The sequence below is a fragment of the Pseudomonas tolaasii NCPPB 2192 genome (assembly GCF_002813445.1).
GTDB classification, from domain to species: Bacteria; Pseudomonadota; Gammaproteobacteria; order Pseudomonadales; family Pseudomonadaceae; genus Aquipseudomonas; species Aquipseudomonas tolaasii.
The window spans coordinates 4,428,106-4,447,355 of record NZ_PHHD01000001.1 but is presented as its reverse complement, the minus strand read 5'-3'; the positions used below and the strand labels follow the sequence as shown (position 1 = coordinate 4,447,355).

Below are 19,250 nucleotides of genomic sequence, written 5' to 3'. Positions count from 1 at the left end.
ATGGCGGGTTCAGCGAACGGCGGCGATACTCGCCTCTTTCAACACCTGCCGCAAGTCGGTCTTGAGGATTTTGCCGTAGCTGTTCTTGGGCAGCTCGGCGCGAAATACATACTTCTTCGGTTTCTTGAACGAGGCCATGCGCGCGACAAACCAGGCGGTGAGTTCAGCCTCGTCGAGCGCCTGCCCGTTGCGCGGCACCACGAACGCCACCACTGACTCGCCCCACTGCTCATCCGACTCGCCCACCACGCAGACCTCAAACACGTCGGGGTGTTGAGCCAGCACTTCCTCGACTTCGCGCGGGTATACGTTGCTGCCGCCGGTGATGATCACGTCCTTGGAGCGATCGGTGAGGGTCAGGTAACCGGCGGGGTCGAGAAAGCCGATGTCACCGGTCAGCAACCAGCCATCGACCAGGGTCTGACGCGTGGCCTCGGGGTTGCGCCAGTAGCCTTGCATCACCGTGGCGCCACGCACGGCGATTTCGCCGCGCCGGCCCACCGGTACCGGCTGGTGTTGCGCGTCGAGAATGCGGATCTCCACGGCAGATTGCGCGTGGCCCACGGACGCCGCAAGGGTGGCCCAGTCCGCGCGTTCGCGGTCGGCAATCAGGGCGCGGGGCAATACGCTGATGGTCATCGGGCTTTCACCCTGGCCGTAGATCTGCACCAGCCGCGGGCCAAAGGTAGCCACCGCTTCGCGCAGGTCCGCCAGGTACATCGGGCCACCGCCGTAGACGATGGTTTTGATGCCCTCGCCGCTGTAACCCTGGCAGCGTGCCTGCTCGACCATGCGCTTGACCATGGTCGGCGCGGCAAACAAGGAAACCTTGCCCGTTGCCGGCGCCAGGGCGAACAGCTCCGCAGCGTCAAAACCCCGGGACGCCGGCACCACATGCCGTGCACCGCAACGCACATGAATGAAGTTGTAGAGCCCGGCGCCATGGGACATGGGCGCGGCATACACCGCCGCGTCTTCGGCACTGACCGAATCCACATCCGTGCAATAGCACAGCGACATGGCGACCAGATTGCCGTGGGACAGCATCACGCCCTTGGAACGCCCGGTGGTGCCGGAGGTGTAGAACAGCCAGGCGAGGTCATTGTCGTGTCGCGCCACCGGTTGTTCGAGGGTTGGCCAGCCGCGCGTGGGCGGCAGCGCATGACCATCCAGTTCCTTGCAGCGCGGGGGTAAATCCTGTGATGAAAACAGCCGGCCGCCGTCGGTCAATATCAACTTCGCGTCGGCATTGTCGGCAATCCACACCGCCTCCGTCGGGTGCAGTTTGGCGTTGATCGGCACCGCCACCGCGCCAATCCACCAGATGGCGTAAAGCACTTCCAGGTAGTCGCAGCTGTTCTTCATCAGCACGGCGACCGCATCCCCCGCCGCAATGCCGTGCTGGTCGACCAGGCAGGCCGCACGCTGGCGGACATGGGCGGCGAAGGTGGCGTAGTCGGCGACGTGCCGGGTGCCGTCAAACAGGGCTGGGGCTTGCGGCATGCGGCGTGCGGTGTCGTGCAGCCAGTGGGCAATATTCATGGCTCAGCAACGCCGCGCGTGCAGGACGGACGCATAGTTGGCCACCGCCATCCCGCCCATATTGAACACCAGGCCGAACTCAGGATTGGGTACCGCCAGGCCAATCGGCTCGCCGGTCAATTGGCGGAACGCCAGCGCATGCATCGACACGCCCGTCGCGCCCACCGGATGCCCCTTGGCCTTGAGCCCGCCGGAGAGGTTCACCGGCAACCGCCCGCCGTGGCGCACCACGCCGCTGTCGAGTACGCGGTGGCCCTCGCCTTTCGGCGCCAGCCCCATGGCTTCGTAGATCAGCAGCTCAGCGATGGTGAAGCAGTCGTGTACCTCGGCGAAGCTCAAGTCATTCAAGGTGATATTTGCCGCGCGCAATGCCGTGTGGATTGCACGTTGCGGGCCTTCGAAGGCGAGGATGTCGCGCCCGGCAATCGGCAGCAGGTCATTGACCTGGGTCATGGCGCAAATCTGCACATCGCGACGGAAGGCCCGCGCGCGTTTGGGCGACGCGAGGATAATGGCGGCCGCGCCGTCGCTGATCAGCGAGCAGTCCGTCAGGCGCAACGACTCGGCCACAAACGGGTTGCTCTTGGAGACGTTGTTGCAGTGCTCGAAATCCATCACCCGGTGCATCTGCGCCAGCGGGTTGGCCATGGCGTTGGAGTGGTTTTTGGTGGCGATGGCCGCCATCGAGCCCAGCGGGCAGTGGTAGCGCTCGGCATATTGGCGCGCGGCGCGACCGAACAATTGCGGAAAACTCATCCCCGCTTCCGCCGGGTCGTTCTGATAACCGGCGCCGGCCAGGGCCTGGGTGACGTCGGCAGTCGAGGTGTGGGTCATCTTTTCCGCACCCACCACCAGCACCAGCTCGGCGCTGCCGGACAAAATCGCGTTGACCCCGGCCTGAATCGCCGCCGCGCCCGAGGCACAAGCGTTTTCGCAGCGCGTAGCCGGCGTGAAACGCAGCCCGGGGTCGGCCTGCAGCAGCAACGAGGCAGCAAACCCGTCGGGCACCAGCCCCGAATTGAAGTGCCCGAGAAACAACGCGTCAATCTCGGACGCCTCAATGGCCGCGTCCGCCAGGGCTTCGCGGGTGACTTGCACAATCAAGTCTTCGAGGGTGGTGCCTTCCAGGCGACCAAACTTCGAATGACCGGCAGCAACAATGGAGACGCAATCAGCAGGCATAGGTAATTTCTTCTGTTCTTGGTGCGGACATTCCTTACAATGACCCACCCTTGGCCGCTCGCCAATTCGTGTAACTACTTACACGACTAAGTAGCCGCCCTGAGCGAAACACAATGAGGCAGGACGCCCAATGAATGCATTTACACAGCCTTTCCAGGACATCCAGCGCCTGGCGTTCCAGCACTCCCCGGCGCCGCAGCTGGTCACGCGCCACCGCGTGATCGTCGACTGCAACGAGGCGTTTGTGCAGTTGTTCGGCTACGCGCGAGACGCCCTGCTCAACCAGCTGACCCTGCTGATCTACCCGTCCCAGGCCGACTACCATGCCATCGGCAAACGCAGCCACGACTGGTTGCTCCACAGCCCGAACGGCTTCTACTCCGACGAACGCTTCATGCAACATAAAAGCGGCGAAGTGTTCTGGGCCAAATCCCATGGCTACACCCTCACCCCGAAAAATCCGTTCGAGCTGATGGTCTGGCACTTCGAACGCCTGGACCGCACGCACCAGGGCACCGGCGACCTCACGCCACGGGAGCGGGAAATCGCCATGCACATCGTCAACGGCCTCAAATCAAAGGAAATCGCCCTGCGCCTGGGTATTTCTCACCGCACGGTGGAAGTGCACCGCGCGCGGCTGATGAGGAAGCTGCAGGCCAAGACCGTGGTGGAGTTGGTGTCGAAGATCATCATGGTGGCGTAACGGCGGCCCAGCCCGGCTGCCGTTCAAACCCCTCGAACAGCTCGAGAATGGTTTCCTTGACCTTCTGCACGGCGTTGCTTTGCACCGCCGTGTCCGGCCAGCACATCGACAGCTCGCGGCTGAACAGACGGTGGTCAATGCGCGCCAGTTTCAGCCGGTTCTCTTCCAGTTCCGCATGGGCCGCCGCCCACGGGAGCACGGTGACGCCCAGGCGCGCCAGCACCGCCGAAAACAGCAAGTCAGTGGAGTTGGCCTCAAACTCCACCGCAAATGGCAACCCGGCCTCCTGCATCGCCGCTTCAACGCGGCTGCGGATCGTATTTGGCGCACAAGGCAGCACCAGTGGCATCTGCGCCAGGTGTTTGATACTCACGCCGGCCGCCGGCAACTCAAACGCCGGCCACGCCACCAGATACAGGGTTTCGGTGAACAGTCGCCGCGACAGCACGCCACGCGTGGGCACGCCATCGACCTGCACCGCCAGCGCCACGCGCCCGGTGGTGATCAAGCCGCCCAGGTCGGCACTGGGGGCGTCGATCAACTCCAGCTTGATCCCCGGATAACGGCTGCGAATGGTGCGCGCCAGCGGCATGGCGAGCATGCGCGCAGTGCTCGACGGCATGCCTACCGAGACCTTGCCCTGGGGGTATTGCGCGTCCTGGCGCAGCAGTTCGTGGGTGACGTCGGCCTGGCGCAGCAGGTCCACGGCATGCCGGTACAACGTGTGCCCCGCTGCCGTCGGCACAACGCCTTGGGCGCTGCGTTCGAGCAGTTGCATGCCCAAGTCCTGTTCGAGGTTGCGCATCTGTTGGCTGATCGCCGGCTGAGCAATGTGCAACGCCTCGCTGGCGCGAGTGATATTGGCGCATTCGACCACTTTGACGAAGTAGCGCAGTTGGCGCAGGTCCATGTGAGCCCTCCTTGAAAGCTTGAACTCTATATAAAAATCCGATACCTCCAAAGGAATTTCATATTTGTTGCTTATGCCTCCCTTACTTAGATTGACCTCACAACAAAAGGCCCGTTCAGGGTCACGGGAGGTCGTCATGTTCAAAGCGTTAAGCGCATCGGCAACGCAGGAAAAAGCCGCAAAAACCCCTTTATCCCGCGAACAGATCCGTGGTTTCTGGGCCGTCTACCTGGGCTGGGTGCTCGACGGCGTGGATTCAGTGATATTCGCCCTGGTGCTCATCCCGGCGCTGACCGAATTGCTGCCCCACTCCGGCCTTGAGCCCACCGCTGCAAACATCGCCGCCTATGGCTCGATCATGTTCGGGCTGTTTCTGGTGGGCTGGGGCCTGTCCTTCATCTGGGGGCCGCTGGCCGACCGCTTCGGGCGGGTCAAGGTGCTGGCGGCGAGCATTCTGGTGTACTCGCTGTTTACCGGGGCGGCGGCGTTTTCCGAGAACATCTGGCAACTGGCGATTTTCCGCTTGATCGCCGGGATCGGCGTCGGCGGTGAATGGGCATTGGCTGGCACTTACGTGGCCGAGAGCTGGCCCGAAGACCGGCGCAAGATGGGCGCCGGCTACCTGCAAACCGGTTACTACCTGGGTTTTTTCATCGCCGCGCTCCTCAACTACACCGTGGGTGCCACTTACGGCTGGCGCGTGATGTTCCTGTGCGGGCTGTTTCCTGCGGTGGTAGCCGTTTATACCGCGCTGAAGGTCAAGGAGCCGCAACGCCAACTGGCCAAAACCGGCCCGCGCGCGCCCTGGTGGGAAATCTTCGCGCCGGCCTTTCGCCGTCGCACATTGACCAGCTCGGCGCTGGTGGGCGTGGCGATTATCGGTTTGTGGGCCGGCTCGGTGTATGAAGCCACTGCCGTGGTCACCCTGGCGACCCGCGCAGGTATCGACCACGTAGGCGCAGTGCACCTGGCGTCCATCGGCGCGGCGGTGTTGTCCCTCAGCACCATCCTCGGTTGCCTGGTGGCTCCGTGGCTGGCGGAACGAGTGGGCCGGCGCAAGGCGCTGGGTCTCTATTTCAGCGGCATGGCGGCGGCCATCGTGTTTGCCTTCGGCTGGGTGTTCTACCTGGATGAAGGGCTGAACCTGTTCATGGTGTCGCTGGTGTTCCTGGGCTTCTTCGGCGGCAACTTTGCGATTTTTTCCCTGTGGCTGCCCGAGCAATACCCCACGCGAATCCGCGCAACAGCTTTTGCCTTCAATGCCTCGGTGGGGCGCTTTATCGGCGCCGGGGTCAACTTTCTGCTGGCGGCGGCCATTCACGGGTACGGCTCCATCGGCGCACCGATTGCCTGGACCGCCGCCGCCTTTGTGCTCGGCGTGTTGATCCTGCCGTTCGCGGTGGAAACTCGCCACCAGACCCTGCCTCAATAATCGTTGGAGACGCCCATGCAAGCGCTGCAAGGAATCAAGATCATCGACCTCAGCCGCGCGCTGTCAGGCCCGTTCTGCACCATGGTGCTGGCTGACCTGGGCGCGGACGTGATCAAGGTCGAACCCGGCCCGGATGGCGACATGAGCCGCACCTGGGGCCCGTTCGACCGGGGTGTGAGCACTTATTACCTGTCGTGCAACCGCAACAAGCGCGGGCTGTGCCTGGACTTTCGCAACCCCAGGGGACTGGACACCCTCCAGCAGTTGATCGAAGGCGCCGACGTGGTCATCGAGAACTTCAAACCCGGCACGCTGGAGAGCATGGGCCTGGGTTACGCGGTGCTCAGTGCACGCAACCCACGGCTGATTCTGGGCAGCATCAACGCCTTTGGCAGCGACGGCCCGATGAGCAGTTGGCCAGGCTTTGACCAGATAGCCCAAGGCTATTCCGGGCTGATGAGCCTCACCGGTTTCAGCGACGGCGACCCCACGCGCACCGGCACCGCCATTGGCGACTTGACCTCGGGCATGTGGCTGGTCACGGCAGTGCTCGCGGCCCTGCTGGAGCGCGAGCGCACGGGTTGCGGCCAGCACGTGAGCACCTCGTTGCTGGCCAGCCTGATGGGCCTGCTCAGCGTGCACGGCCAGCGCTACCTGAGCCTGGGCGATGTGCCCAAGCGCACCGGCAATGCCCACGCGGTGATCGCCCCTTACGGCGTGTTCCAGACCCTGGACGGCCCGCTGAACCTGGCGCCGATCACATCTGCCATGTGGACCCGGCTCTGCACGCTGCTGGACCTGCCCGACCTGCCACAGGACCCGCGCTTTGCGAGCAATGAGGCACGGGTGGAGCGCCGCGAGGAATTGAAAGCCATTCTGGAAACCCGCCTGAAAACCCGCAACAAGCGCGACTGGACCGAGCGTTTCATCGCCGCCGGGCTGCCTGCCGGCCCGATCAATACGCTGGACGAAGTGTTCGCCGACCCACAGGTGCTGCACAGCCATTTGACCCATACACTGGCGCATCCGACCCTGGGGGCCTTGCGCCAGGTGGTCACCCCGATCTTCAGCGAAGCACCACCGGGTGACGCGCCGCGGCCACCGCCGCTGCTCGGCGAGCACAGCGTTGAGGTGCTGCACCAGGCCGGGTTTGCTCCGGCAAGCATTCAGGCATTGCTCCAGGCACAGGCAGTTTTTCAGGCCCCCGAACACCCAAGCCACACAGGAACCGCATCATGACGGCCAATGTTTCATTCGAACTTATCGACCTGCGCATCGCGCGCCTGACGTTCAGCAACCCCAGCCAGCGCAACGCGCTCAGCGCGCAGGTACTCGGCAGCCTGGATGAAAGCCTGGTCGCCCTTGCCGCGCAGCGCGTCGGCGTGGTGATTCTGGGTGCCGAAGCGGGCCAGTCAGTGTGGAGCGCCGGCCACGATATCGGTGAAGTCGCCCGCGACCGCGACCCCGTGGCCTACGGCAAGCCGCTGGAGCAAGTGCTGCGGCGTATCCGCGCGTATCCGGGCGTGGTGATCGCCGCGATTTCAGGCTCCGCCTGGGGTGGCGCTGTGGACCTGGCCATGAGCTGCGACATGGTGGTGGCCGACCCCAGCGCGAGTTTTGCCATGACCCCGGCCAACATCGGCCTGCCCTACACCACCAGCGGGCTGTTGAGGTTTTTCAACAACCTGCCGATTCATGTGCTCAAGGAGATGTTCTTCTGCGCGCACAAACTCGACGCCGAGCGCGCCGAGCGTTTCGGGGTGATCAACCGCTTGGTGCCCACCGACGAACTGGAAACCACTGCGCTGGACATCGCACGGGGCATCGCGGCCAAGGCGCCCCTGGCGATTCAGGCGGTCAAGGAACAACTGCGCATCCTTGAAGACTTGCAGCCCATGCCAGTGCAAGCCATGGAGCAGATCGCCGAATTACGCCGCCAGGCGTGCGCCAGCGCAGACTTTGGCGAGGGCCTGGCGGCGTTTGCCGAGCGTCGGCCACCTGCCTTTGAAGGGCGTTGACAGTTTTTTCATATCTGCCCGTTTATGCTCCGGCCCTTCGTTGGGGAGTAACCGGCTTCTGACCCGTTCAGAAGCGTTCGTATCAACATATTCGGCAACCTGCCGTGGTACGAACACCGTTGTGGTTGGTGAGACCAGCGACACAGCCATGCCTGAAGTCGGGCGCGTGGTTGTGTCGTTGACTCATACAGCCCGACTGGAAGCCTTGCCGTGAACCCCATTTCCCTGATTTTTCTCGCACTCGCCATGTCCACGGACGCCTTCGCGGCGGCTATCGGCAAAGGCTCCAGCCTGCACAAACCGCGCCTTGTCGAAGCCCTGCGCGCCGGCCTTATTTTTGGCGTGATTGAAGCCATTACCCCCATGATCGGCTGGGCCATCGGGCATGCCGCCACGCGCTGGGTGGAAAACTGGGACCACTGGATCGCCTTCACGCTGCTGGTCGGCCTGGGCCTGCACATGATTTACAACGGGCTCAAAGACGATGATGAAGAAGTGGAAAAACCGGCCCAGCATTCGTTCCTGATCCTGGCCGTGACGGCCTTCGCCACCAGCATCGATGCGCTGGCAGTCGGCGTGGGCCTGGCCTTTGTCGACGTGAACATTCTGCTGGCTTCGGCCGCGATTGGCCTGGCGACCATGACCATGGTGACGATCGGCATGATGCTCGGCCGTGTACTCGGCACCGTAGTCGGCAAGCGCGCCGAGATGGTCGGCGGCGTGGTGCTGATGCTGGTCGGTGCGACAATCTTGTATGAGCACTTGTCGGCCTGAGTAAGGTGAGAGGCATCAATCGGGTGTGCCTGATGCACCCAGTTGATGCCATCGCAGGCAAGCCAGCTCCCACAGAAAAACAAAGCCTAACTCGGTCAAAACTGTGGGAGCGGGCTTGCCCGCGATGAGGGTGCGTCAGCCACTGCATTCAGCTCTGATACACCGCTATCGCGGGCAAGCCCGCTCCCACACTTGAGGGCTTTTGCTCCACACCACTCAGGCATGCGACCAGGCGCCGTGCTGTTGAGCTCAATCGCCCGTACCGGCAAACGCCGCGACGATTTCATCGATCACCACCCGCACCCGGGCGGTGTGGCGCAAGTCGGCATGGGTCACCAGCCACACGTCATAGGGCAACGGCCGAGTGCGTTCCGGCCAGAGGCGCACCAACCCATCGCGCTCGCCGCTGAGCACTGGAATTTCGCCAATGCCCAGGCCCGCGGCAATCGAGCGGCGCACCAACAGGCTGGAACTCAGCGCGGCCACAACGCGCCCATGGCCCAGGGGCTCGCAGGCCAGTGTCAGGTCCTTTTGGTGTTGCAGGTGCGGTTGGTAGACCACCAGATCATGGCCTTCGAACGGGCTTCCCGGCTGCGGCATGCCGTGGCGCTCCAGGTAACCCCTGGACGCAAACAGGCCCACCGGCCAGCGGGCGATACGCCGGGCAATGAGGTCGGGGTTGTCGGGGCGGGAATTGCGTACGGCAATATCGGCTTCGCGCCTGGCCAGGCTGATCAATTGCGTGGAGGCATCCAGTTGTACGCGCACGTCGGGGTGTTTGTCGTGCAGGCTGGCGATGGCCGGAATCAGGAAGTCGATGGCCATTGAGTCGGTGGTGCTGACGCGCACCGTGCCGGTCAGACGGTCATCCAGGCCCTGAATCCGGCGCTGCAGGTCCAGCGCCGAGTGCTCCATTTTCTCCACCGACAACAGGGCAGCTTCGCCGACTGCCGTGAGTACATAGCCTTCGGAGGTGCGCAAAAACAGGGTCGCGCTCAGGGATTTCTCCAGGGCGTTGATCCGACGCCCTACGGTGGCCTGGTCCACTCCCAGCACGCGGGCCGCGCCGCGCAGAGTCGATTCACGGCACACCGCCAAAAATACCCGCGCATCATCCCAATTCATCTCGCCCCCTTGATGCATTTTTGCATCGCCTTGCCGTGCATTCGCAGCATTATTGCATCACCGGTCTCGAGTATGCTCGGCGTCAGAGAAAAATTCAGAACCGTCGACGGCTTGCCACGGTCCCACCCCATACGCTCATCGCTACAGGAATGCTCAAAATGGCTCTTGCCCAGGAAATGACCCTGATTGAAATCACCACCCCCGGCGGCCCCGAGGTGTTGAAGCCGCGCCAGGAACCGGTACCTGCCCCGGCGGCCGGCGAGATTCTGATTCAGGTGCACGCCGCCGGGGTCAACCGCCCCGACGCCTTGCAACGCGCCGGCAAATACCCGATGAAGCCCGGCATGAGCCCGATTCCGGGCCTGGAAATCGCAGGTGAAGTGGTGGCGCTGGGCGACGGCGTGACCGAATACGACTTGGGCGACAAGGTATGTGCGCTGACCAACGGCGGCGGCTACGCCCAGTACTGCGTGGTGCCCGCCAGCCAGGCGCTGCCGCTTCCCGAAGGCATGGAATGGATTCAGGCCGCCGCGATTCCGGAAACCTTTTTCACGGTGTGGGCCAACCTGTTTGGCATTGGCGGCGCGCACAAGGGCCAACGCGTACTGATCCACGGCGGCACCAGCGGCATCGGCACGACTGCGCTGATGCTGTGCCGCGAGTTCGGCATTGAAGCCTTTGCCACCGCCGGCAGCGAGGAAAAATGCGCCGCCATCCGCGCTCTCGGCGCCGAAGCGATCAACTACCGCGAGCAGGATTTTGCCGACGTTATCGCCGAGAAAACCGGCGGCCAGGGTGTGGATGTGGTTCTGGACATCATGGGCGGCTCGTACCTCAACAACAATCTCAAGGCCCTGGCCATGGACGGACGCATCGTGATGCTGGGCTTCCTCGGCGGCGCCAAAGCCAATGATGTGGACCTGCTGACCATCCTCGGCAAACGCGCGATCGTTACCGGTTCACTGCTGCGCGCGCGCACCAAAGCCGAAAAAGCCGCCATCGCCGACCAACTGCGCGAACACGTATGGCCAGTGCTGTCGGCGGGCCGTTGCCTGCCGATGATCGACCAGGTGTTTGACTACACCCAGGCCGACCAGGCCCATGCCCGGATGGAAGGTGGCGATCATATTGGCAAGATTGTGTTGAAGGTGAACTGATCAAGCAGCTTTCTGTGACAAGCAGACTTCTTGTGGCGAGCGGGCTTGCCCCGCGTTGGGCTGCGTAGCAGCCCCAGCAAAGCCACCGCGTTTCTCCATGTGGAATGCGGCAGCAGGTTTTGGGGCTGCTTCGCAGCCCAACGCGGGGCAAGCCCGCTCGCCACGACAGGCCCTCTCGCCACAAGAAGCGCGTTCGCCGCGGGGGTTAATCGGCGTAAACGGGATAGTCGATATACCCCGCCTCGCCGCCCCCGTACATGCCTTCAGCCCGCAGCGGGTTCAACGGCCAGCCGTTGATCAGCCGTTGCGGCAGGTCAGGGTTGGCAATGAAAGGCCGCCCGAACCCGATCAAATCCGCCAACCCGGCTTCCAGCAGCTTTGCGCCGCGCTCCGCGGTGTAGCGGCCGGCGTAAATAAGCCGCCCACTGAACGCGGCGCGCACCGCACGACGGAAGGTTTCCGGCAGCTCGGGGGCGTTGTCCCAATCGGCTTCAGCGATCGACACGTACGCGATACCCGCCGTCTCCAACATCTCTATCGCCGCAAGGTAGGTCGCGTGCGGATCGTCTTCCACCAGCCCGATGTACACACGGTCCTGGTCGGTGCCGCTGAACAACGGCAGAGAAGCGCACACCCAGGCGTTCCGGCCCGACCACCGCGCTCACGGCCTCAACGATTTCGCGCAGCAAGCGCAGGCGGTTGTGCAGCGAGCCGCCGTATTCATCGTCGCGCCTGTTGGCGTGCGCCGAGATGAACTGGTTGACCAGATAGCCATTGGCCGAGTGAATTTCTACCCCGTCAAACCCGGCATCCAGCGCATTGCGCGCGGCCTGGGCGTATTGCCCGACGAGCGCCTTGACCTCGGCAGTGGTCAACTCCCGAGGCACAGGCGGTTGCACCAGCTCACCAGCGCCCGGCGCGGTCTCGATGAAGCCAGTTTCACCGGGGTGCCTAGAATGTGATTGGCCATAAAGGGTTCCAGATTTTGGGCGTGCAAAAGCATCAGCGGCTCAAAAGAGCCGCCGATGGATCAGAGGTTTTTTAAGTTAAGCGGTGAGTTTCAGCAGGGCTTGGGCAACATCAGCGGAACTTGCAGGGTTTTGCCCGGTAACGAGCAAACCGTCTTCAATCACGAAAGATTGCCAGTCAGCGCCCTTCTCATAGCGGCCGCCGAGTTTCTTGAATTCGTCTTCCACCAGAAACGGCACCACATCGGTCAATTCCACCGCAGCCTCTTCCGAGTTGGAGAACCCCGTCACGCGACGGCCCTTGACCAGTGGCTCGCCATTGGCTGCCTTGACGTGACGCAGCGCACCCGGTGCATGGCAGACAAAACCGATTGGCTTGCCGGCGCGCTCGAAGGCTTCGATCAACGCGATTGATGTGCTCGACTCCGCCAGGTCCCACAGCGGGCCGTGGCCACCGGGGTAGAACACGGTGCCAAAGTCGGCGGCCTTGACCGTCTCCAGCTTCACCGTGTTGGCCAGGGCCTGCTGCGCGGCCGAGTCGGCGGCAAAGCGGTGGGTGTATTCGGTCTGGAAATCCGGCTGGTCGCTGACCGGGTCCAGCGGAGGCTGACCGCCCGCCGGGGATGCCAGCACGATATCGGCACCGGCGTCCTTGAACGCGTAATACGGTGCGGCGAACTCTTCGAGCCAGAAGCCGGTCTTGCGGCCGGTATCGCCAAGCCTGTCGTGAGAAGTCAGTACGATTAATACTTTCATGGTCCAGTGCCTCGATCGATGGGTTTCAGTGAGTGTTTTCAGGGCTGCCAAACAGCTGTCGGGTCAGCCACAGCGCCTCGTCAAAAGGCGCGGTTGTACGGGTGATCTTGTTCATCACGCTGCTGCCGAGCCACAGCGCATACAGGCGCGAGGCCAGGTGGTGCGGCTGTTGCTCAGTCAGTACCGAGCCGTCGTCAATGCCCTGCTGCAAGGCCTGGGCAATGCAGGCAATGGTGCGCGCGGTGCCGCGTTGCAGTGCCAGACGCATCGGCTCTGAAAGGTCTGACACCTCGGCACCCAGTTTGACGGCAAGGCATTTGCCTGTGTCGGTGCAGCCGGTCTGGTTGTCGATCCAACAGTGCCAATAGCGCATCAATCCAGTTCGTTGAGGGAATGTTAGGCGTGGCGACAAACCTCACCAATGTCATATCCGCAAGGATTCCGGACACGACACGCTACCGGTTGCCGTTTACCCGGCACACGCCGACAATCGCCCCAGCAAATGCCCCTGGAGAAGCACGATGCACAGCGTTGCGCTGTTGGTTTACCCGAATTTCGAGTGCCTGAGCCTCAGTACCGGCTCGGTGTTCGAGTGCGCGAACCTGTTGCGGGGCGAGCCGGCTTACGAGTTTCATTTGGTCTCGCAAAACGGCGGCGCGGTGATGACGTCACAAGGCTTTTCGGTGAACACCACGCCCATTCGGCCCCAGGGTTATGACACCCTGATCGTCAGCGGCTATATGGATTTTCGCTTGCCCGAGGCCAGCCTGCTCGAGTGGGTCAAGGCCGCTGCCGCGCAGCCGCGGCGAGTGGCTTCATTGTGCATGGGTATCTTTGTGTTGGCCGAAGCCGGGCTGCTGGAAGGCAAGCGCACCACCACTCACTGGATTCACGTACCCGCGTTTCGCAAGCGCTACCCGAACATTCATCTGGAAGAAGACAAGCTGTTTGTGGTCGACGGGCAGATCTGGACCTGCGCCGGCATGAGCGCCGGCCTGGACCTGGCGCTGGCCATGGTGGAGAACGACCTGGGCGGCGACCTTGCGCGGCGTATCGCGCGCAAACTGGTCATCGCCCAACGTCGGGGCAGCGAACAGTCGCAATTGTCGGCGCTGCTGGAACTCGACCCCAAGTCGGACCGTGTGCAACTGGCCCTGGCCTACGCCCGCGAGAACCTCACCCATGACTTGTCGGTGGAAGCCCTGGCCGACGTGGCGCGGCTCAGCCCGCGCCAGTTCAGCCGGGTGTTTCGCGAAGAAACCGGGCAAACCCCGGCCAAGGCCATCGAATCCCTGCGGGTGGAAGCCGCGCGGGCGATGATGGAAACCAGCCGTCACCCGGTTGAAGTGGTGGCCCGTGAGGCCGGCTTCGGTGATCGCGAGCGCATGCGCCAGGCGTTTCTCAGAGCCTTTGGGCAGGCGCCGCAGACGATGCAGCAGGCGTTGTTCAAGGTTTAAAACGATCAGCGACAGTGGCAAGGGCTTTCGCTGTTGAGTTCTTTACCCGTGGCGGTCAAGAGCCGCCCTGCTCCGGCGAGTTCAACGTTACGTTTAATGAAGCGCCGCGTGGGTGATCAGGTAACTGACCAGTTGCGGGTCATCGTCCAGTTCAAGGCTTTGCACCGGGCGCGGCAGGTAATCCAGCACCGTGCGCCAGAATGCCTGGGACACCTCATCCTGATCATAAAATCGCACCAGCCAGTTGGCCTCGCCGCTGCACAGCACCTGGCTGGCGATGGCACGCCCGATGCCCTTGCGGCGGTAGCGCTTGAGGATGAACAAATCCGCCAGTTCCAGGGCATCAATGCCCGGCAACTCACTGCCTTCGATCAACAGGAAACCGGCGATGTAGCCGTCCACCAGCAGCAGGTTGGCGCTCCACTGCGGGTCTTGCCAGTAGCGGGACAAGTGTTCGTCGTGAATATAGAAGCGGCCATCGGCTTCGACATCTTCCTGTTCCCAGTCCGAGGACTCGTAGGCGTAATACTGGTAGAGGTTGCGAATCAGCTCGGCTTCTTCGGGGCCGGTCTGGATCAGTTCGACGGTGGTTTCAGGCATGGGACTCTCGGTCAAAAAACGCAGGGCGCCATTGTTCACAAAACCCGTGTACAGGCCAATACATTGCATAACCTTTCTGTTTGCTGAACCGATTGCGGATTTATGGTGGCCCCGCCAAAATCTTGAAACATTTAGAATAAACTTTGCCCGCCTCCCCCTTTCCTCAAGGACCTGAATTTTGACCAACGTCTGTACCGCCGGCCTGGATGTGGGCTTTGCCTCTCTGGATTACCTGCAGATTTTCATCCTGGGCGTCATCCAGGGCATTACCGAGCTGCTGCCGGTGTCGTCCACCGCTCACATGCGCGTGGTCCCGGCCCTGCTCGGCTGGCAAGACCCCGGCTCGGCGTTTTCGGCGGCGATGCAATTGGCGGCGCTGGCAGCGGTGGTCAGTTACTTCTGGCGTGATGTGCGCCAGGTCACCACCGGCAGCATCAGCGCGGTGCGACGCGGTGACTATAACGACCAATGGTTCAAGCTGGCGGTGGCGATTGTGCTGGCGACCATCCCGATTGGCATCGCCGGCCTTGCGTTGGCCTCAACCCTGAACGCCTGCAACTCGCCTTTGCGCGGCTTGATGGTGATCGGCATTTCCTGCGTGGTGATGGCGGTGCTGCTGGCCGTGGCTGAAGTGCGGGCCCGCCATACCCGTGAAGTCAGTGAAATGCGCCTGCGTGATGCGCTGATCGTCGGCATCGCGCAGATCGGCGCGTTGATTCCGGGCGTATCGCGTTCAGGCTCCACACTGACCGCCGCGCTGTTTCTTAATTTCAAGCGTGAAGAAGCGGCGCGGTTTTCCTTCCTGCTGGGCCTGCCGGCCATCGCCCTCGCAGGCCTGAAAGAGCTGTGGGTGCTGCTGCACGCCGACATGCCGGTGCACGCCTGGCCGCATCTGATTTTCGGGTTGGTGGTTGCCAGCGTCTCGGCATTCTTTGCGATCTGGGGCCTGATGAAGTTCCTGGAGCGCTTCTCTACCTGGCCGTTCGTGATCTACCGCGCGCTGTTGGGGATCTTTTTGATTGTGGCGGTGAGCACCGGGTTGTTGAGCTAAACCACCACCATCCAAATGTGGGAGCGGGCTCGCCCGCGATAGCAGTGTGTCAGGCGACACACGTTGGCGGGATGACAGACCGCTATCGCGGGCAAGCCCGCTCCCACAGGTGGACCGTGTTGTGCTACAGACCGGGCGTACGCTCGGCCAGCGCTTCAAGCAGATCGGCCGACGGCACGAAAAACAGGCCGCCGGTCACGGCGGTACTGAAATCCAGCAAACGGTCGTAATTGCCCACCGGACGGCCGACAAACATGTTTTCCAGCATCAGTTCCAAGGGTTGCGGCGAGCGTGCGTAGCCGATGAAGTAGGTGCCGAACTCCCCGGCGCCGGGCCTGCCGAACGGCATATTGTCACGCAGGATTTTCACTTCTTCGCCGTGCTCATCGGTGATGACCGTCAACGCGCTGTGGGCGTTGCTCGGCTTGCTCTCTTCATCCAGCTCAATGTCCGACAGTTTGGTGCGCCCAATCACCTTCTCCTGTTCTTCCACCGTCAGGCCGTTCCAGGCCGTCATGTTGTGCAGGTACTTCTGCACCAACACATAGCTGCCGCCGCTGAACGCGCTGTCTTCATCACCGACAATCGTGAACCCTTCGGCCTTGCGCCCTACCGGGTTCTCGGTGCCGTCGACAAAGCCGATGATGCTGCGCATGTCGAAGTAGCGAAAACCCTGCACCTCATCCACCACTTTGACGCTATCGCCCAGGGCCGCCATCAGTTGCGTGGCCAGTTCGAAACACAGGTCCATCTGGTCGGCACGGATGTGCAGCAGGATGTCGCCCGGCGTCGAGACCGCTTTGCGCCCTTCCACGCCGAACTCGCGAAACGGGTGCAAGGCTGCCGGGCGTGGCAGGCCGAACAGCCGGTCCCACGCATCCGAGCCAAACCCGCACACACAGGTGAGATTGCCCGAAGGTACGCGCTTGCCCACCGAGCGCACCAGCCCGGCGATGTCGGCACACCAGCCGCGCACGCTATCGAGGTCGTCGGCGTTCAGGGTCGCGACCATGAAAATCGCGCTGCTGGTGATCGGGTGGCAAACGGATTGCGGTTCCAGAGGTGGCTGAACGGGGCATGTTTTCATGAGCGGGTCCACAGGCGATGGGCAAATTGAACCCGCGCAGATTAGCAGATCAACGTTGACAGCTCTGCCACACCTCGCGAATCAACGTCTTCATTTTCAAGGCCTCGGCCCAGCGGTCAGTAAGCTCGTGGCCATCGGCGCCGGTGATCGCATAGGGTGGCGGGCCCAGTTCGCAGGTGAAGGACAGGCTCTGTGGCGTCTCGGTACGGCTCAGCCAGTGTTCGATCCCATAGCGCCACCAGCCGGTAAAGCGCTTGACCCAGGCCTGGTGCTGAGGAAAGTCCAGCGAGACCTGCACCTGTTCACTGCTCGCAATTCGGCCATGAAAACCCCAGCTGTGGCGCAGGATTTCATGGATGTGCCGGTCATCGTCAACGGTGCCGGATTCGGGCAGCTCACGACCGACGACGTAATGCGACAGGTCCGCCAGCAGCTTCAAATCAGGCATGTGCGCCAGCAAGTCGAGGGTAAATAACAAGTCGCTGGTGAGGCGATAACGATGGGTTTCCAGCAGCACCGGGAAATCCACCTGCTCGGCCAGCCGCTGCCAGCCTTCAATCAATCTGACGGCCTCGGCCTGGCTGCGCGGGCGCACGTCGGCTTGCAGGGTGAGGTGGTGACAACCATAGCGGCTGATCACATCCAGGGCCGCCGCCAGGTCGCCCACCGATTGCGGAAACAACTGGCCTTCGACCTGCAAGCCCCGCGCTGAGGCAGCGGCGTGCAGGCGCGCGACGTCGGCCGGTTTCCAGTAATGATCGGTGACGCCGTCAAACCCGGCGGCTTTGATGCGGTCCAGTTGGGCGTCGAGCGCACCGGGTTCGATTTGCATGGCCCACATCGATTGAAATACCAGAAATTCGCGCATATCAACCTCGCAGCCATTGTTTGAGGGGCAGTGCCGGATCGGCCAGGCTGGCGTCGTGCAAAGGGACGGCGGCAGTGATCAGGCGTTCGCACAGCTTGATGTCCCTGGCCACATTGTTGCCGGGCGCCCAGCCGCAGGCGCCTTGCAAACGCTGTTCGGCATCGAGGTAAAACAACAGCAGACCACCGTCTGGAAGCGCTCGGCTGACGGTGTGCGCAGTCATCACGCCGACTGTGTGCAAGCCCCAGTCGTATTGATCCGACCAAAAGCCCGGGGTCGCCGCGAACGGTAACTCACGCCCCAACAGATTCAGCGCAGCATGCCGGCCCTGGGCTTCAGCATTGCGCCAGGTTTCCTGACGTTGATAGGCGCCATTCAGGCGAAATTCGCACACGTCGCCTGCTGCGTAGATGTTCGGCGCGTTGGTGCGCAGGCACGCATCCACGCGAATGCCCTGCCCCACGTCCAGCCCTGCGGCGACAGCCAGTTCAAGATTGGGCTGCATGCCGATGCCGACCACCACCAGATCGCAGGCCAATCGTTCCCCGCCCACCAACAGCACGGTGTCGGCCTGGATCGATTCCAGTGCCGCATTCAATCGCACGTCCACGCCCTGGCTGCGATGCAGGTTGAGCAACGCTTCGCCAATCACCGGCGGCAGTACTCGGCCTGCCAACCGGGGCCCGGCTTCCAGCACCGTTACCTCACAGCCCAGGCTGCGTGCCGACGAGGCCACTTCCAGCCCGATAAAACCACCGCCGACCATCACCAGTCGCGTACCCGGGCGCAAAGCGGCTCGCAAGGCCAGCGCTTCATCGTGCGTGCGCAGGTACAACAGGTTGTCGTGGTTCTGCGGCCACTTGCGCGCCCGCCCCCCAGTGGCCAATAGCAAACCGGTGTAGGCCAGCCACTGACCATCGGCGAGTTGCACACGATGGTGCTGCGGCTCCAACCGGGTCACGGGGTTGCTCGCAATATGCTCGATGCTCAACTCGGCGAGCCGGGCGCCGTCGAACAGGCTGCAGCCGGCCAAATCCGCCGTGCCCTGCAACAAACCCTTGGACAGCGGTGGCCGCTCGTAGGGCAAGTGCGCTTCATCCCCGATCAGGATCAGGCGCCCGGTGTAACCTTCTTCGCGCAAGGTCAGCGCCGCACGGCCACCGGCATGGCCGGCGCCGACGATAACAAGGGGAGCGTTCATCATCACGCCGTGACGGCGAGCAACACCCGCCCCGCTTCAACCCGCACAGGGAAGGTCTTGAGGTTAACGCACACCGGCGCGCCGAGGGCCTTGCCGGAGCGGTAATCAAAGCGCCCGTTGTGCTTAGGGCATTCGATGACGTGGTCCATGACCAGGCCGTCGGCCAGGTGGATTTTCTCGTGGGTGCACAGGCCCGCGGTGGCGAAGAACTGATTGTCGGCAGAGCGGTACACCGCGTAAGTATGTGGCCCGTGGTCAAAGCGCATCACGTCTTCCTCGTCTATTTCGCCCACGGCGCAGACGTCGATCCATTGATCGTTCATTGCAATTGTCTCCAAGTGACCTGTGGCGAACGAGCCTTTTGTGGCGAGCGAGCTTGCTCGCGCCGGGCTGCGCAGCGGCCCCAGAATCGTCAGCCC

At 62.8% G+C, this 19,250-nt stretch carries 18 protein-coding genes, 2 pseudogenes and 1 riboswitch; of the genes and pseudogenes, 8 read left to right on the top strand and 12 right to left on the bottom strand.

The window, feature by feature from the left end:
- Positions 1-9: 9 nt before the first annotated feature.
- Both ATI14_RS20650 and ATI14_RS20645 read right to left on the bottom strand, forming a co-directional pair.
- Positions 10-1,542, bottom strand: a complete 1,533-nt coding sequence (locus ATI14_RS20650) for a class I adenylate-forming enzyme family protein (protein WP_080520693.1) — start codon at positions 1,540-1,542, stop codon at positions 10-12.
- Between the two features lie 3 nt (positions 1,543-1,545).
- The gene (locus ATI14_RS20645) at positions 1,546-2,724 is read right to left on the bottom strand and encodes an acetyl-CoA acetyltransferase (RefSeq protein ID WP_017255598.1); all 1,179 of its coding nucleotides are present in this window, start codon (positions 2,722-2,724) and stop codon (positions 1,546-1,548) included.
- 130 nt (positions 2,725-2,854) lie between these two features.
- Here ATI14_RS20645 and ATI14_RS20640 point away from each other — a divergent pair, with 130 nt between their 5' ends.
- Complete coding sequence (locus ATI14_RS20640) at positions 2,855-3,427, top strand: LuxR C-terminal-related transcriptional regulator (protein WP_016971735.1); 573 nt, start codon at positions 2,855-2,857, stop codon at positions 3,425-3,427.
- Here ATI14_RS20640 and ATI14_RS20635 read toward each other — a convergent pair.
- Positions 3,414-4,337: a LysR substrate-binding domain-containing protein gene (locus ATI14_RS20635; protein WP_016971736.1), complete on the bottom strand. Its 924-nt coding sequence runs from the start codon at positions 4,335-4,337 to the stop codon at positions 3,414-3,416. The genes ATI14_RS20640 and ATI14_RS20635 overlap by 14 nt on opposite strands.
- 136 nt (positions 4,338-4,473) lie before the next feature.
- Here ATI14_RS20635 and ATI14_RS20630 point away from each other — a divergent pair, with 136 nt between their 5' ends.
- From ATI14_RS20630 to mntP, 4 genes are all read left to right on the top strand, one after another.
- A complete protein-coding gene (locus ATI14_RS20630) occupies positions 4,474-5,769 on the top strand; it encodes an MFS transporter (protein ID WP_080520692.1) in 1,296 nt (431 codons plus the stop codon).
- A 15-nt stretch (positions 5,770-5,784) separates the two neighbouring features.
- Complete coding sequence (locus ATI14_RS20625) at positions 5,785-7,008, top strand: CaiB/BaiF CoA transferase family protein (protein ID WP_080520691.1); 1,224 nt, start codon at positions 5,785-5,787, stop codon at positions 7,006-7,008.
- Positions 7,005-7,787 carry a methylmalonyl-CoA decarboxylase gene (gene scpB, locus ATI14_RS20620; RefSeq protein WP_016971739.1) on the top strand — a complete coding sequence of 261 codons (783 nt, stop codon included), beginning with the start codon at positions 7,005-7,007 and terminating at the stop codon, positions 7,785-7,787. The genes ATI14_RS20625 and scpB overlap by 4 nt, the downstream gene beginning before the upstream one ends.
- A gap of 29 nt (positions 7,788-7,816) precedes the next feature.
- Positions 7,817-7,985: riboswitch (yybP-ykoY riboswitch) on the top strand.
- A gap of 12 nt (positions 7,986-7,997) precedes the next feature.
- Positions 7,998-8,561: a manganese efflux pump MntP gene (gene mntP / locus ATI14_RS20615; RefSeq protein ID WP_017255593.1), complete on the top strand. Its 564-nt coding sequence runs from the start codon at positions 7,998-8,000 to the stop codon at positions 8,559-8,561.
- Between the two features lie 249 nt (positions 8,562-8,810).
- Here mntP and ATI14_RS20610 read toward each other — a convergent pair whose 3' ends face one another.
- Entirely contained in the window at positions 8,811-9,686 is an 876-nt protein-coding gene (locus tag ATI14_RS20610) for a LysR family transcriptional regulator (protein ID WP_080520798.1), read from the bottom strand.
- A 158-nt stretch (positions 9,687-9,844) separates the two neighbouring features.
- On the opposite strand from ATI14_RS20610, the gene ATI14_RS20605 reads away from it, so the two are divergent.
- Entirely contained in the window at positions 9,845-10,843 is a 999-nt protein-coding gene (locus ATI14_RS20605; RefSeq protein WP_016969456.1) for an NAD(P)H-quinone oxidoreductase, read from the top strand.
- Positions 10,844-11,048: 205 nt separating this feature from the next.
- Here the strand turns inward: ATI14_RS20605 and ATI14_RS20600 are convergent.
- From ATI14_RS20600 to ATI14_RS20590, 3 genes and pseudogenes are all read right to left on the bottom strand, one after another.
- Positions 11,049-11,775: pseudogene (locus ATI14_RS20600) on the bottom strand (oxidoreductase); the annotation flags it as partial.
- A gap of 114 nt (positions 11,776-11,889) precedes the next feature.
- Entirely contained in the window at positions 11,890-12,567 is a 678-nt protein-coding gene (locus ATI14_RS20595; protein WP_016969455.1) for a type 1 glutamine amidotransferase domain-containing protein, read from the bottom strand.
- Positions 12,568-12,592: 25 nt separating this feature from the next.
- A pseudogene (locus tag ATI14_RS20590) lies at positions 12,593-12,943 on the bottom strand (TetR family transcriptional regulator C-terminal domain-containing protein); the annotation flags it as partial.
- Positions 12,944-13,088: 145 nt separating this feature from the next.
- On the opposite strand from ATI14_RS20590, the gene ATI14_RS20585 reads away from it, so the two are divergent.
- Positions 13,089-14,024 carry a GlxA family transcriptional regulator gene (locus tag ATI14_RS20585; RefSeq protein ID WP_016969453.1) on the top strand — a complete coding sequence of 312 codons (936 nt, stop codon included), beginning with the start codon at positions 13,089-13,091 and terminating at the stop codon, positions 14,022-14,024.
- A 93-nt stretch (positions 14,025-14,117) separates the two neighbouring features.
- Here the strand turns inward: ATI14_RS20585 and ATI14_RS20580 are convergent, their stop codons facing one another.
- The gene (locus tag ATI14_RS20580) at positions 14,118-14,624 is read right to left on the bottom strand and encodes a GNAT family N-acetyltransferase (protein WP_026083322.1); all 507 of its coding nucleotides are present in this window, start codon (positions 14,622-14,624) and stop codon (positions 14,118-14,120) included.
- 178 nt (positions 14,625-14,802) lie between these two features.
- Between ATI14_RS20580 and ATI14_RS20575 the strand changes: the two genes are divergently transcribed.
- The gene (locus ATI14_RS20575; protein WP_016969451.1) at positions 14,803-15,675 is read left to right on the top strand and encodes an undecaprenyl-diphosphate phosphatase; all 873 of its coding nucleotides are present in this window, start codon (positions 14,803-14,805) and stop codon (positions 15,673-15,675) included.
- A gap of 124 nt (positions 15,676-15,799) precedes the next feature.
- Here ATI14_RS20575 and ATI14_RS20570 read toward each other — a convergent pair whose 3' ends face one another.
- Genes ATI14_RS20570 through ATI14_RS20555 form a run of 4 tightly spaced genes read right to left on the bottom strand, consistent with a single transcriptional unit; the run spans position 15,800 to position 19,154 of the window.
- Positions 15,800-16,762, bottom strand: coding sequence for a Dyp-type peroxidase (locus ATI14_RS20570; protein ID WP_016969450.1), 963 nt, complete (start codon positions 16,760-16,762; stop codon positions 15,800-15,802).
- A gap of 49 nt (positions 16,763-16,811) precedes the next feature.
- On the bottom strand, positions 16,812-17,630 hold the full coding sequence (locus tag ATI14_RS20565; protein WP_016969449.1) for a sugar phosphate isomerase/epimerase family protein: 819 nt from the start codon (positions 17,628-17,630) through the stop codon (positions 16,812-16,814).
- A 1-nt stretch (position 17,631) separates the two neighbouring features.
- Positions 17,632-18,831, bottom strand: coding sequence for an NAD(P)/FAD-dependent oxidoreductase (locus ATI14_RS20560; RefSeq protein ID WP_080520140.1), 1,200 nt, complete (start codon positions 18,829-18,831; stop codon positions 17,632-17,634).
- 2 nt (positions 18,832-18,833) lie between these two features.
- Positions 18,834-19,154: a MocE family 2Fe-2S type ferredoxin gene (locus ATI14_RS20555; protein WP_016969448.1), complete on the bottom strand. Its 321-nt coding sequence runs from the start codon at positions 19,152-19,154 to the stop codon at positions 18,834-18,836.
- Positions 19,155-19,250 lie beyond the last annotated feature (96 nt).

Coding starts and splice junctions, on each gene's coding strand:
- ATI14_RS20650 (WP_080520693.1), bottom strand. CDS start 1,542: ATGAATATTGCCCACTGGCTGCACGACACCGCACGCCGCATGCCGCAA.
- ATI14_RS20645 (WP_017255598.1), bottom strand. CDS start 2,724: ATGCCTGCTGATTGCGTCTCCATTGTTGCTGCCGGTCATTCGAAGTTT.
- ATI14_RS20640 (WP_016971735.1), top strand. CDS start 2,855: ATGAATGCATTTACACAGCCTTTCCAGGACATCCAGCGCCTGGCGTTC.
- ATI14_RS20635 (WP_016971736.1), bottom strand. CDS start 4,337: ATGGACCTGCGCCAACTGCGCTACTTCGTCAAAGTGGTCGAATGCGCC.
- ATI14_RS20630 (WP_080520692.1), top strand. CDS start 4,474: ATGTTCAAAGCGTTAAGCGCATCGGCAACGCAGGAAAAAGCCGCAAAA.
- ATI14_RS20625 (WP_080520691.1), top strand. CDS start 5,785: ATGCAAGCGCTGCAAGGAATCAAGATCATCGACCTCAGCCGCGCGCTG.
- scpB (WP_016971739.1), top strand. CDS start 7,005: ATGACGGCCAATGTTTCATTCGAACTTATCGACCTGCGCATCGCGCGC.
- ATI14_RS20610 (WP_080520798.1), bottom strand. CDS start 9,686: ATGAATTGGGATGATGCGCGGGTATTTTTGGCGGTGTGCCGTGAATCG.
- ATI14_RS20605 (WP_016969456.1), top strand. CDS start 9,845: ATGGCTCTTGCCCAGGAAATGACCCTGATTGAAATCACCACCCCCGGC.
- ATI14_RS20595 (WP_016969455.1), bottom strand. CDS start 12,567: ATGAAAGTATTAATCGTACTGACTTCTCACGACAGGCTTGGCGATACC.
- ATI14_RS20585 (WP_016969453.1), top strand. CDS start 13,089: ATGCACAGCGTTGCGCTGTTGGTTTACCCGAATTTCGAGTGCCTGAGC.
- ATI14_RS20580 (WP_026083322.1), bottom strand. CDS start 14,624: ATGCCTGAAACCACCGTCGAACTGATCCAGACCGGCCCCGAAGAAGCC.
- ATI14_RS20570 (WP_016969450.1), bottom strand. CDS start 16,762: ATGAAAACATGCCCCGTTCAGCCACCTCTGGAACCGCAATCCGTTTGC.
- ATI14_RS20565 (WP_016969449.1), bottom strand. CDS start 17,630: ATGCGCGAATTTCTGGTATTTCAATCGATGTGGGCCATGCAAATCGAA.
- ATI14_RS20560 (WP_080520140.1), bottom strand. CDS start 18,831: ATGAACGCTCCCCTTGTTATCGTCGGCGCCGGCCATGCCGGTGGCCGT.
- ATI14_RS20555 (WP_016969448.1), bottom strand. CDS start 19,154: ATGAACGATCAATGGATCGACGTCTGCGCCGTGGGCGAAATAGACGAG.